11 protein-coding genes are annotated in these 12,232 nt (G+C 57.2%); 8 read left to right on the forward strand and 3 right to left on the reverse strand.

The window, feature by feature from the left end:
• Positions 1-609 precede the first annotated feature (609 nt).
• Positions 610-1,578: a formimidoylglutamase gene (hutG, locus tag Q5Y71_RS15560; protein WP_306043017.1), complete on the reverse strand. Its 969-nt coding sequence runs from the start codon at positions 1,576-1,578 to the stop codon at positions 610-612.
• On the reverse strand, positions 1,562-2,791 hold the full coding sequence (gene hutI / locus Q5Y71_RS15565) for an imidazolonepropionase (RefSeq protein WP_306043018.1): 1,230 nt from the start codon (positions 2,789-2,791) through the stop codon (positions 1,562-1,564). The genes hutG and hutI overlap by 17 nt, the downstream gene beginning before the upstream one ends.
• Positions 2,792-2,981: 190 nt before the next feature.
• Here hutI and hutC point away from each other — a divergent pair, with 190 nt between their 5' ends.
• From hutC to Q5Y71_RS15590, 5 genes are all read left to right on the forward strand, one after another.
• On the forward strand, positions 2,982-3,692 hold the full coding sequence (hutC, locus tag Q5Y71_RS15570; RefSeq protein WP_306043019.1) for a histidine utilization repressor: 711 nt from the start codon (positions 2,982-2,984) through the stop codon (positions 3,690-3,692).
• An 87-nt stretch (positions 3,693-3,779) separates the two neighbouring features.
• A complete protein-coding gene (gene hutU / locus Q5Y71_RS15575; protein ID WP_306043020.1) occupies positions 3,780-5,456 on the forward strand; it encodes a urocanate hydratase in 1,677 nt (558 codons plus the stop codon).
• Between the two features lie 117 nt (positions 5,457-5,573).
• Positions 5,574-7,124, forward strand: a complete 1,551-nt coding sequence (gene hutH / locus Q5Y71_RS15580; RefSeq protein WP_306043021.1) for a histidine ammonia-lyase — start codon at positions 5,574-5,576, stop codon at positions 7,122-7,124.
• A gap of 289 nt (positions 7,125-7,413) precedes the next feature.
• Positions 7,414-7,734: a hypothetical protein gene (locus Q5Y71_RS15585; protein ID WP_306043022.1), complete on the forward strand. Its 321-nt coding sequence runs from the start codon at positions 7,414-7,416 to the stop codon at positions 7,732-7,734.
• Positions 7,735-7,833: 99 nt separating this feature from the next.
• Positions 7,834-8,289, forward strand: coding sequence for a hypothetical protein (locus Q5Y71_RS15590; RefSeq protein WP_301415449.1), 456 nt, complete (start codon positions 7,834-7,836; stop codon positions 8,287-8,289).
• A 228-nt stretch (positions 8,290-8,517) separates the two neighbouring features.
• Here the strand turns inward: Q5Y71_RS15590 and Q5Y71_RS15595 are convergent, their stop codons facing one another.
• Positions 8,518-9,663 carry an aminopeptidase gene (locus tag Q5Y71_RS15595; RefSeq protein ID WP_306043023.1) on the reverse strand — a complete coding sequence of 382 codons (1,146 nt, stop codon included), beginning with the start codon at positions 9,661-9,663 and terminating at the stop codon, positions 8,518-8,520.
• Between the two features lie 83 nt (positions 9,664-9,746).
• On the opposite strand from Q5Y71_RS15595, the gene Q5Y71_RS15600 reads away from it, so the two are divergent.
• From Q5Y71_RS15600 to Q5Y71_RS15610, 3 genes are all read left to right on the forward strand, one after another.
• Positions 9,747-9,980 (forward strand): hypothetical protein, encoded by a 234-nt coding sequence (locus Q5Y71_RS15600; RefSeq protein WP_306043024.1) that lies wholly within the window; start codon positions 9,747-9,749, stop codon positions 9,978-9,980.
• A gap of 103 nt (positions 9,981-10,083) precedes the next feature.
• The gene (locus Q5Y71_RS15605; protein ID WP_306043025.1) at positions 10,084-10,284 is read left to right on the forward strand and encodes a DUF3149 domain-containing protein; all 201 of its coding nucleotides are present in this window, start codon (positions 10,084-10,086) and stop codon (positions 10,282-10,284) included.
• A 1,085-nt stretch (positions 10,285-11,369) separates the two neighbouring features.
• Entirely contained in the window at positions 11,370-12,140 is a 771-nt protein-coding gene (locus Q5Y71_RS15610; protein WP_306043026.1) for an alpha/beta fold hydrolase, read from the forward strand.
• Positions 12,141-12,232: the final 92 nt, after the last annotated feature.

Raw genomic sequence — 12,232 nt, forward strand, 5'->3', positions numbered from 1 at the left:
GACAAATAACGGGGTAAGGGGAAGTTGTATCCAACGCAGCCTGGATCGAACAAAACCTGTTCAAAGAGGATAAATTGCCAGCAAGAGCCAGCAGTTCCAGCTCCGCTCAGGCCAAAAGCATAAAATGCTGCGGTGTGAAGCTGGCCGTGCAAAATCCGGGTTAGCCTATGACGATATCGATAATTTCATGCACTCGGCTCGCAAGCACTGGGATATTGAAATTAATTTACACTGGTCCCTAAATGTGGCTTTTAGGGAGGATGCGAACAGAATGAGAGTGGGTTTTTCGGCAGAGAATATCGGGCTCATTCGACGTATTGCGTTAAATTTATTGAAACAGGAGGCTACCCATAAACGAGGTATTGAGAGCCGAAGAAAACGCGCAGGATGGGATCGTGATTATTTATGGAAAGTGCTGACTGCCGATCAAGCGATCATAAAATAGGCTAATTGAATGCGTTTGCCATGGCCCAAGCCCCAAGGCAACACGCTGCATGGGGTCCATGCTGACGGACTCTCACCGGGTAATACCAAGCCCAATCTCAGAGCGCCCACAACTAGTGACTGCAGCGCTCTGCTGCCACACTGCATTTTCGTGCAGTTTTTTATTCAGTCGGGCTGGCGGCCGCGCGCGGCTCCATTGGCCATCTGGAAACCGAGGCGGGCGGCTGTGCGCGCGGCATGGTCTTCAATATCGAAGTAGGGATTGAACTCCGCCATGTCTGCAAGACAGACCTTGTTGGAATCCAGCACGGTATCCAGCAATATTTCGAGCAGCTCAAGGGGTACACCGCGGCCGGAGGGTGCGCTGACAGCGGGCATTACTGCTGCGGGCAGTACGTCCAGGCATATCGTGAGATAGACAAAATCCACCCTGTGGATAAAGGTGCGAATCTGAGCCTGGACATTATCGAGATTCCAGCAATTGATTTCACGGTCGCGAATCACCTCGGCACCCAGCGCATCCCCGCGGTTATACAATGCTGGCGTATTGGCATTATCCGCTGCACCCACACACAGGTAGTTGAAAGGGCGACCGTTGATGTCGCATTGTTCGGCGATTTGATAAAAGGGGGTGCCGGAAGAGCCCTTGGGGGCGGGAATACGCAAATCCAGATGGGCATCGAAATTGATAATACCCAGGGTCTTTTCCCGATGCTGCTCGCGCATCCAGCGGGCGATGCCCTGATAACTGCCGAAAGCAATCTCGTGGCCCCCGCCCAACACCAGGGGAAAATGACCGTTACCCAGCAACTCACTGGCCCGTGCCCCGAGCAGGGATTGCCCAGATTCCAGATCCTCCCGTTGCACACACACATTGCCGGCATCGTACAGCGGCAGGTCAAAGGTGGCCGGCAGATTGGCCATGGCCAGACGCAGGATGCGCGGACCCTTGGCCGCACCAATACGCCCTTTATTCCTGCGCACCCCTTCGTCGGAGGCAAAGCCAAGAATGGCGATACCAGGGGGATTGTCTAATTGCAGGGGCGAAATACGCTGGTGCCAGCGCTCTCCCGCAGGACCGTCTTCTGTATCCGTGCGACCGCTCCACAAACGCATATCAGCCAGCTGTAACATCTCTGCCCCCTAGGAAAGTCTGTGCGGGTTTCAATGCACCCACTTCATAAGCCAGCTGATCCGGGGTATCCATCGGCCACAGCACCATATCCGCGCGCAACCCAGCACGCAGCACCCCACGGGAGCAGCAGAGCCCCAGGGCCCGCGCCGCCGCGCGGGTTACACCGGCCAGCGCTTCGGCGGGCGTAAGGCCAAACAGGTTGCAGCCCATGTTCATCATCAGGCGCAGTGAGGCAATCGGGCAACTGCCCGGGTTCAGGTCGGTGGACAGGGCCATATCCACCCCGGCCTCGCGCAACCTGTCCACAGGGGGCACCTGGGTTTCGTGCAGTGTGTAAAAAGCCCCCGGCAACAAAACCGCTACCGTGCCGCTCTCTGCCATGGCCAGCACATCGGCATTGCTGATGAACTCTATGTGATCCGCCGAAAGGGCTCCGGCCGCAGCCGCCATGGCAGTGGCGCCGGTGTGGGCCAACTGCTCGGCATGCACCTTCACCGGCAGGTCGAGCTTGCCGGCGGCATCAATCACGCGCCGGCACTGCTCCACCGAAAAACCAATGGTCTCGCAAAACATATCCACCGCATCAGCCAATTGCTCGCGTGCCACCGCCGGCAATATATGCTCGCAGATCAAATCGATATAAGCGTCCACACGACCGTCGTACTCCGGCGGCAGGGCATGGGCCGCCAGGCAACTGGTGACAATTTCCACCGGGTTGTGTCGGGCCAGGCGGCGGGCGGTACGCAATTGCTTGAGTTCGGTGTCCAGGTCCAGGCCGTAGCCGGATTTGATTTCCACCGTAGTGACCCCTTCAGACATCAGTGCCTGCAGGCGCGGCTCCGATTGGCGGTAAAGTTGTTCGGCGCTGGCCGCCCGGGTGGCGCGCACCGTGGAGATAATGCCACCGCCGGCGCGGGCCACTGCTCCATAACTCTCCCCTCCCAGTCGGCGGGCGAATTCAGAAGCGCGGTGACCGCCGTAGACCAGGTGCGTATGGCAATCGATCAACCCCGGGGTCAACCACTGGCCTTCGCCATCGATGACAGTATCCGCAGCGCAGTCGGGCAGCTCCCGGCGCGGTCCCAGCCAAACAATACTGCCACCGGTAACCGCTAGCGCGGCATCCTCGACAGCGCCATAGGCTCCCGGGATGGAAGGGTCCATGGTAGCGGCGTGAACATTGGTAATCAGCAAGTCACAGCGTTGTATCATAAGTAATTGAGCGGCGCGCTTTTCCTTGTTAAATCATAGATGCCCCGCCCGGGGCCGGGTGAACTTCGGTTGGGCAGCCTACCGGCCAGCCCGCCGGCTTGACAGTCACCCTGCCGGCTATCATAGTGGCTATTCTCTTTATTGTATATACAACCCTATACAAGTGATACAGTACGGCATCCCTGACCCTATGAATCCCACAAGCGAACCACGTTATGCCGCCATTAAACGCCACATCCGCCAACAGATAGAAAGCGGGGCATGGCCGGTGCACTCCCAGGTACCCTCGGAAAACCAGTTGGCGCAGGCGTTCCGTGTCAGCCGAATGACGGCGCGGCGCGCCCTCAGTGAACTGACCGAAGCGCAGGTATTGATGCGTGCCCAGGGACGGGGCACTTTTGTCGCCGAACCGGTTCCCGCCGGCTCCCTGCTGGAGATACGCAATATTGCCGATGAGATTTCTGCGCGCGGACACAGTTACAGCAATCGCATACTGCTGGCACAACAGAGCATGGCCAGCGCCGAGATAGCCCGCGCACTGGGGCTGCCCGAACAGGCAAAGGTGTTCCACTCCATTATTGTGCACTGCGATAACGAGGTACCGATCCAGTGGGAGGAACGTTTTACCAACCCGGCCCTGGCACCGGAGTATTTACAACAGGATTTCGCCAGTACCACCCCCAATGCCTATCTTTCCAGGGTTGCGCCATTAACAGAGGCAGACACCACCGTGGAGGCCATCGCGGCAGAGGCCGCTATCGCCTGCGCCCTAGAAATTACCCCCGGCGCAGCCTGTTTGCAGGTTTGGCGGCGCACCAAAAGCAGCGCCGGCACCGTGAGTTTTGCGCGTCTTGTGCACCCAGGCAACCGCTACCGCCTGGGGGCACAACTGCGATTCTAGTGGCGGATTGGCCCCGAGCGCACAAAAAAACCGGCACGCCATCGCCGGGTGTATACAGATTTAACCAACAGTTTTTGCGAGGAAAATATGTCTAACGAGAAACGCCACGACCCCCGCCGCCATATCCGCGCACCCCGGGGCACAAAACTGAATGCCAAGAGCTGGCTGACTGAGGCACCGCTGCGCATGCTGATGAACAACCTGGATGCGGAAGTGGCGGAGCGCCCGGAAGACCTGGTGGTGTACGGCGGCATCGGCCGCGCCGCGCGGGACTGGGACTGTTTTGACAAAATTGTTGCGGTCTTGAAGCGCCTGGAAAACGACGAAACCCTGCTGGTGCAATCGGGTAAACCCGTGGGTGTATTCAAAACCCACACCGATGCACCGCGCGTGCTGATTGCCAACTCCAACCTGGTACCCCACTGGGCCACTTGGGAGCACTTTAACGCGCTGGATAAAAAAGGGCTGGCAATGTACGGCCAGATGACCGCTGGCTCCTGGATCTATATCGGCTCCCAGGGCATCGTACAGGGCACCTACGAAACCTTTGCCGCAGTTGCACGCAAGCATTTTAACGGCGAAGCGACAGGCAAGTGGATTCTCACCGGCGGTCTCGGCGGAATGGGTGGCGCCCAGCCCCTGGCAGCGACCATGGCCGGTTTCTGTATGATTGCGGTGGAGTGCGATGAAACCCGTATCGATTTTCGCCTGCGCACCGGCTATGTCGATAAAAAAGCCACCCGCCTGGACGAAGCCCTGCAGATGATCGAGCAGGCACAGAAAAACAACCAGGCCCTTTCTGTTGGCCTGCTGGGTAATGCTGCGGATATTTTTCCGGCGCTGGTCCAGCGCAATATCCTGCCCGATGTGGTTACCGACCAGACTTCCGCACACGATCCGTTAAATGGCTACCTGCCCAAAGGCTGGTCCCTGGAATACGCCGCTGAAATGCGTAAAAAAGACGAAGCGGCAGTCGTCAAGGCAGCCAAGCAGTCTATGGCCATTCAAGTCGAAGCCATGCTGGAACTGCAAAAACGCAGCGCCGCCACACTGGATTACGGTAACAATATTCGCCAGATGGCCCTCGAAGAAGGAGTTGAAAATGCCTTCGACTTCCCCGGCTTTGTGCCCGCCTATATCCGCCCACTATTCTGCGAAGGGATCGGCCCTTTCCGCTGGGCGGCCCTGTCTGGCAACCCGGAAGATATTTACAAAACCGATGCCAAAGTTAAAGAACTGATCCCCGACAACCCGCAGCTGCACAACTGGCTGGATATGGCCCGCGAACGCATTCATTTCCAGGGGCTGCCCGCGCGTATCTGCTGGGTGGGCCTGAAGGACCGCGCGCGCTTGGCGCTGGCGTTTAACGAGATGGTCGCCAGCGGCGAGTTGGAGGCACCGGTTGTCATCGGCCGCGATCACCTGGACAGCGGCTCGGTGGCCAGCCCCAACCGCGAAACCGAAGCCATGCTGGACGACTCCGATGCCGTTTCCGACTGGCCGCTGTTGAACGCTTTGCTGAACACGGCCTCCGGCGCCACCTGGGTGTCTATCCATCACGGCGGTGGTGTGGGCATGGGCTTTTCCCAACACGCCGGCGTTGTCATTGTGTGTGACGGTACCGAAGCCGCGCGAAAGCGCATTGAACGTGTACTGTGGAACGATCCCGCCACCGGTGTCATGCGCCATGCCGATGCCGGTTACGACCGCGCAAAACATTGTGCAAACGCCCAGGGCCTGGATCTGCCCATGTTAAATGACTGAAGGTTTCACGCAGTACACACGCGTACCGGCGCAACAATGGCACACCCGGGCAACTTTGTTTCAGGTTGTGGTTTAACCGGCACTGCAGAGTAAATTTAAATTTTGGTGACTGAAGATATGTATCATCTGGAAATCGAACCCGGTCAATTGAGCCTGGCACAATTGCGCCGGGTTGCGCGCGAGCCGGTTCGGCTCTCCCTGGCGGCATCTGCCTATCCCGCTATCAAGACCGCCGCCCACACCGTCGCCCAGGTAATTACCGAGGGGCGCACCGTATATGGCATCAATACCGGTTTTGGCCTGCTCGCCAATACGCGCATCGAAAAACACGATCTGGAAACGTTGCAGCGCGCCATTGTACTGAGCCACGCCGCCGGCACCGGCAGCTTTATGAGTGAGGCAGCCGTGCGTCTGCTGATGGTATTGAAAATCAACTCACTCGCACGGGGTTTTTCCGGGGTGCGCCCACTGGTGATCGAGGCGCTAATGCAGCTGATCAATGCCGGCATTTACCCGGCCATTCCGGAAAAGGGTTCCGTGGGGGCTTCCGGTGACCTGGCACCGCTCGCCCATATGAGCGTGGTGTTGTTGGGAGAGGGCGAAGTCTTTATTCGCGGCGAGCGCAAAAGCGCACGAGAGGGACTGCAGCGCGCGGGCCTGGAGCCCATTACCCTGGCCCCGAAAGAGGGGTTGGCCCTGCTGAACGGCACCCAGGCTTCCACCGCGTTTGCCCTGCTCGGCCTGTTTGCCACCGAAGACCTGTTCGCAGGTGCGCTCGTAGCCGGCGCCATTACGCTGGAGGCCGCCAAGGGCTCGCGCCGCCCCTTCGATGACCGTATCCACGCCGCTCGCGGCCAGCAGGCACAGCGGGATGTCGCAGCCGCTTATCGCGAATTGTTGGGCGAGCGCAGCCAGATCGGCGACTCGCACCTGTCCTGCGACAAGGTGCAGGACCCCTATTCCCTGCGCTGCCAGCCCCAGGTCATGGGCGCCTGCCTGCAGCAGATGCGCTTTGCCGCCGAGGTGTTGCTGGCCGAAGGCAACGGGGTATCCGACAATCCATTGGTGTTTACCGACGAGGACTCCCCGGAAAACACCGATATTATTTCCGGTGGCAATTTCCACGCGGAGCCCGTGGCCATGGTTGCCGATAACCTGGCGCTGGCGCTGGCGGAAATCGGCGCCCTGTCGGAGCGCCGCATGGCACTGTTGATCGACAGCAGCCTGTCGGGCCTGCCGCCTTTTCTGGTGGAAAATGGCGGGGTCAATTCTGGTTTTATGATCGCCCAGGTAACTGCCGCGGCACTGGCCAGCGAGAATAAATCCCTCGCGCACCCCGCCAGCGTGGACTCCCTGCCCACATCCGCCAACCAGGAAGACCATGTTTCCATGGCCACCTTTGCCGGCCGCCGCCTGCGGGACATGGCCGATAACACCTGCGGTATCCTCGCGGTGGAAATGCTGGCCGCCTGCCAGGGGCTGGATTTTCGCGCCCCATTGAAAACCACGCAAAAGCTCGAGGAAGCCAAGGCAAAACTCCGTGAGCAGGTGTCCTTCTACGACAAAGACCGCTATTTTGCCCCAGACATTGAAATGGCCAAGCAACTCTTCAGCCAGGGCAGCTACCTGCAATCCATAGACCCCTCACTGCTGCCCAGCGGCCACTAAGCCCCCACCGGCAGCTCAAGATCCGGTCTGCCGGGTATGGATCCGGGGGCACAGGGCGCCCCCTGTGCCCCCTGCCTGTGGTGACCGGGCTGATGGTCGGCCTACGGGGCGGACCCTATGCTTCCAAGCGCTGAGCCCAGGGTGGGAGCCGGTTCCCCGCCTCCCCATAGCAACCCGAGCGGTCAGCGGAATGCGGTAGAACATTTTTTGTTCTTTATGATGAATTTCACGCCAAAAGTGCTAGGCTGAACAATAGAAGTCTCACCTGCCAACTGGCGTGGAGGTCTCCATGAAACCGCTGCCCAGACGGCTGCTTGGTGGCTCTGGCTGTGGGCTGGCCATGACCGCCGGCCTCTCCCTGTTGGCCTGTAGCGGCACTGGCGCCCCCTGTGTAACCGGCTGCCCAAGCAGTTATTACAGCTGCGACACTGATTACTATTCACCGGCTCGCCACTATTCGAACCGCGCGTGTGGCAATCGGCAATACCGCAGTGTCGATGGGAGCGGTGGCCTCCGTCATCGGACACCCCCTCTGGCACTCTACCGGGGCTCTCCCACCCCTTACCCACCCGACCTGCCCGATCCGCCCAAGCGCGCCAGACCGTACTGACCATGCATTTCTGTGTCTGCCTGGCTGGCACACAAAAGGGGCTTGGCCCCACCGGCAAAGCCTCCCCGGGGGGAAACTTTGCTTACCGGAGAATGCACTATGAATAGAGCTGTTAAGACGGTGATCACCATCACCACGGTATGCACGGCCCTCGCCCTGGGTGCCTGCGCAACCGATGGCTATTACGGTGGAGGCTACTATTACACCTCCTCCTACAGCTATCCCTACGCCACTCCCAATTACTACCCATCGAGCAACGTTTATCTCTCCTACCGGACACCGGTTTACCAGTACTACCGGTTCACACCACGCTACCGTTACTATTATGTCGGTGCCTACCCCTACTACCGCGGTGTGCCCGCCTTTCGTGGCAACGCCCGCTACCGGGCCAGACATTACTACCGCGGTCTGCCCTACTACAACCGCTTCTACAGCCCACGCTCATCCCACCTGCGCTACCGCGCTTACCATCGCGGGTATCGCGGCTACCATGGGCACCGTGGATATCGCGGCTATCGGGGCCATCACGGGCACCATCACCACGCAAGGTACTAGCATTCAGCGATCCGTGTTCCCAACCCCCCCCACCAGTGCGCATCCGCGGTGGTGGGGGTAACAACACAACTATGAGGCCATGGGCAAACAAATCCCCTGCAGAGAAACCCCTGTCGGGGGTGATTCCGGCCCGATTCCCCGTTTTTCCGCAGCTGTCCACGCCACCCTGCTTTTTCCTTCCTGACCCGGCGGGATTCCCAGCCGCGCCATAATCCGGTACCCGGTCCGCTAGCCTTTCCCGGCCATACACGCGTCAACAGGGTATGCCGCCTCTGCCCGTTCGCCCGAATGGGAGCGGCGATATATGGCCCCGAGCTGGCGCAGTCTCTGCGCTCTCTCAACGGTATCCAGGGCTCCCAGGCGCTGGGCAGCAGTGTAAAAGGCTTCCCAGCTGCCGCTTTCAAGATACAGCTGGCGAAACGCGGGCACCTGGGACTCATACTCGGCGGCCAGCGCCAGGGTGGCATTGTTGGTTTTTTCTATATACACCCGATAGCGTTCGGGATTGGGCCAGTCGGCAGATATTGTCCGATAACACCGCCGCAGGCGCCTGAGTACCTGCGCTTTCTGGTCCCGCTTGAGATCGACCGGTTCCGAAGTGCGGTAAATGGATTCCAGCTGTCTGCGCGCCGTCAGCATCAGTTGCCGCACGGCCATTGTCTCGGTGCGCAACTCGACGGCGGAACTGGTCAATCCCTGACTTTTAAGCCAGTCTGGCACGGCGATTTCCGAGACCGCCGTGGCAAAACTTTCATTGAACTGGGTATCCCCGGGAATATACACGCGCCTGTGTGCCAGCTCGTGAAACAACAGTCCCGCCAGTCGCTCCGGGGACCAGTTCACAAAGCTCGACAATGCCGGGTCATCGAACCAGCCGAGTGTACTGTAGGCAGGTACTGCGCCCAAATATACATCATACCCCTGTGCACGCAGTTGAGCGGCCTTGGCCACCGCAGCGGATTGACGGAAATAGCCCCGATAACTGGCGCAGCCCGCTATGGGATAGCACCAGCGCTTGGGAACAAGGGAAAATTCAGGGGCGGCAAACACATTCCAGATGGGATACTCACTGTCGAGGGCCACGTAGGTACCGTAGGCTTCGCCCACCGGCAGCCGCAACTCCCGCGCGGCGTAGGCCCGTATGTCCTGTATCAAGCGCAACTGCGCAAGCAGATGTGCGTCGGTGCCGGGTTCCTCAAGCAACGCCTCAATCGACTGCCGGGCGGAGAGGATACGCCACTGGCCGGCGGCAGCCTGTGAATAGTAAGCCACGGTTTCACAACCACCCAGTAGCACCGCTGCAACGATCAGTGCCCAGGCAAGCAAAGCCCCGGGGTGCTTAGGCAACTTCGGGGTGGCAATACTGATATACACTCTTTTTCCTGTTTGCGTTTTTCTGAGGTTTTACAACCTGCACATCCATTTCCACCCGGTCACAGGTCTCCAAAGGGTATAGCATGGTACCGGTCAACGCAGCCCTGACAGTCTTTGCACTGGTGTTCGCCGCCATTGCCTGGCTGCGGCTGCTGCGCATCGGCTTTGCCGATGGCAACCTGAACGGATTGCTGGCCCTGTTTATACCACCACTGGCGCTGTTATTACTCCTGCCCCGTTGGCGCGAAGAGACAGACCTGTTCCTGCTGGCAGGTGCTTCCTGCGGCAGCCTGCTACTGGGGCAGTGGCTGCAGTGACTGCTTGTGTCGGGGAAAACCACACCCGGGTTGATCCAGGTCAAGGCGCCCGCGCATCCGGGCCATACACTGTATGGGTGAAAAATTGACGCAGGAGAGAGAGATGGGAGCTTTAGTGGATCTATTTACCAGCTTTTCCGGCCTGCTCAGCCTGGCCGTCATCGGGTTCATGCTCCTTATGGCGGTTTTCCTGTTTCGCTGGGTTGGCAACAATGTGAGAAAGTCACTGGCAGAGCAGGAACGCAAGGCACAGGACTCTAAATCCAGCCCCGACAAGCAGACTGACACCGCTGTGTCTCTCTAAAGCCGAGATCCCCACCTAAGCGGTGCCGTGGTTGCAATGGATTGCGGGCTTATAACCCTGGCAATTCCCGCCACAGCCCGAAAAAAGCCGGAAGCCAGCTCAAACAAAATGCATTGTGCCATTATCGTATCGGCATCAACAGGCAAGGGCAGAAGTACCTGTTGTACAAGCTCATTCACTCAGGCATATACGCGCAAAAGCACTGGCCCCGCCTGTGAGGCTCCAATTGTTTGGCCAGGGTCACTGCCGGCAACAATGATGGCAAAGAGGAGGTTTAGCAAGCCAAACCGTGCGCTGTTTGACCTGCGTCCTGAGCATCCCATTGCACGATCACTCCCCGCAACAAACAGGACCAGCTTACACCTGACCCAAGAGCGTGAATAACAACCAGCCCCCACCTTACCCGAGCAGATCACAAGCTGCCTGGATACTTTCTTGCCAAGTCAGATTATCGACGTAAACTTCGGACCGACATCTGGACGCAGAAATACTTCCGAGAAAGTAATCAGGATATTCGTTACCATGGTGGATAGTATATAAACGCCAAGTCTTATGATCCCAAAAATCGCCATATTTTATCTCATTGTTTTCATTACGTTGATTACCCTGAGATGGATGCGGCCAAACATTGTCACCCTTGTAACATTCAGCTGGTTAGATCCATTTCCAGAGGAAGGAGAGCTTTTGTCCAGCTTTAAGGCGAAAAGAATAAGGTATGCTTTCGGCTGGATAGTTTAATTTGCAGCCTATTTTTCTCTCTTAACCATTCTTGGCGTCTACTTTAAAAGCTATTTCAGCGAGACATTTTTTCTCGTGGCCAGCTTTGCAGGAATAATTGGCGGAGGAATGGCGCTTCTAGCCTGTATCGGGTTCTCAGTCTCATGGCTTAAAACTATCATTATTGGCCCCAACCCTAAATGTGAGTACCTGGCAGAATATGAAATATAAACTTAACCAAGCAAAACCTTCACCAGCAATGCCGGCTGGGCCTATACTCCGCAGCTTCGCTGCTCCATTTCAGCCCGTGTTGGTGGCATTGGTTTTATTCAGTTCAGATCAATAGAATTTCAGCTGGAAAGCGTTAGATGATTGACAAAAACGGCTATATAAACGTCAACGGTTCGCCGATGTATTACGAGCTATCCGGTAACCCTAATGGTGAACCACTGGTACTGCTGCATGGAGGCTTGGGTTCGATCGGCGACCTGACACCATTGTATAAATATATTGCTCCTGACTATTCATTAATAAGCATGGATTTTCGTGGTCATGGAAAGTCGCCATTGAATGGAGCCTCGCTGAGTTATGCACAGTACCAGAGTGATGTCCAAGAGGTGCTTTCTCACCTTGGTGTTAAACGGTACTCACTATTTGGTTTTAGTGATGGCGGCATTGTAGGTTACCGACTGGCGGTACAACAACCAGAAAGTATTATTTGCTTGATCACACTTGGCTCACAATGGCGTTTAGAAGCTAATGACCCATCTATTGAGCTATTGAGTGGCCTAACAGCTGAGTTTTGGGCTGAAAGGTTTCCTGCTGGTATCGATTCCTACAACGCTTCCAATCCAAAACCAGACTTCAAGAAGCTTGTGGATGCAGTAAAATCCGTGTGGCTTGATACTACAGAGTCTGGTTATCCGTGTGATTTGGTCGAAAGCATCACTTGTCCGAGCCTCATTATTCGAGGAGACAATGATTTTCTCTTCTCTCTAAGTGAGGCTGCAGCATTAAAAACAAAAATAACAGGTGCTAATTTTGCCAATATTCCATTTGCAGAGCATGCATCTCATCAGGAATCACCGGAGTTGGTGGGTGCAATTGTGAAACAATTTCTTTCTCAGCAAAAAGCCTAACAAGTACCTAAGAGAGCTGGGGTGACTTGGTCCACCCCCCTTGAAGTGGTCCACCCGTATAATTAGGAGACGGAGGACTAAACCATGGGAAT

This window comes from Microbulbifer sp. 2205BS26-8 (assembly GCF_030731025.1).
Taxonomy (GTDB): Bacteria; Pseudomonadota; Gammaproteobacteria; order Pseudomonadales; family Cellvibrionaceae; genus Microbulbifer; species Microbulbifer spongiae.

Excerpts from the sequence above, each read along its gene's own strand:
- hutC (WP_306043019.1), top strand. The coding sequence starts at position 2,982 with ATGAATCCCACAAGCGAACCACGTTATGCCGCCATTAAACGCCACATC.
- hutH (WP_306043021.1), top strand. The coding sequence starts at position 5,574 with ATGTATCATCTGGAAATCGAACCCGGTCAATTGAGCCTGGCACAATTG.
- Q5Y71_RS15590 (WP_301415449.1), top strand. The coding sequence starts at position 7,834 with ATGAATAGAGCTGTTAAGACGGTGATCACCATCACCACGGTATGCACG.
- hutU (WP_306043020.1), top strand. The coding sequence starts at position 3,780 with ATGTCTAACGAGAAACGCCACGACCCCCGCCGCCATATCCGCGCACCC.
- Q5Y71_RS15600 (WP_306043024.1), top strand. The coding sequence starts at position 9,747 with ATGGTACCGGTCAACGCAGCCCTGACAGTCTTTGCACTGGTGTTCGCC.
- hutI (WP_306043018.1), bottom strand. The coding sequence starts at position 2,791 with ATGATACAACGCTGTGACTTGCTGATTACCAATGTTCACGCCGCTACC.
- Q5Y71_RS15585 (WP_306043022.1), top strand. The coding sequence starts at position 7,414 with ATGAAACCGCTGCCCAGACGGCTGCTTGGTGGCTCTGGCTGTGGGCTG.
- Q5Y71_RS15605 (WP_306043025.1), top strand. The coding sequence starts at position 10,084 with ATGGGAGCTTTAGTGGATCTATTTACCAGCTTTTCCGGCCTGCTCAGC.
- hutG (WP_306043017.1), bottom strand. The coding sequence starts at position 1,578 with ATGTTACAGCTGGCTGATATGCGTTTGTGGAGCGGTCGCACGGATACA.
- Q5Y71_RS15610 (WP_306043026.1), top strand. The coding sequence starts at position 11,370 with ATGATTGACAAAAACGGCTATATAAACGTCAACGGTTCGCCGATGTAT.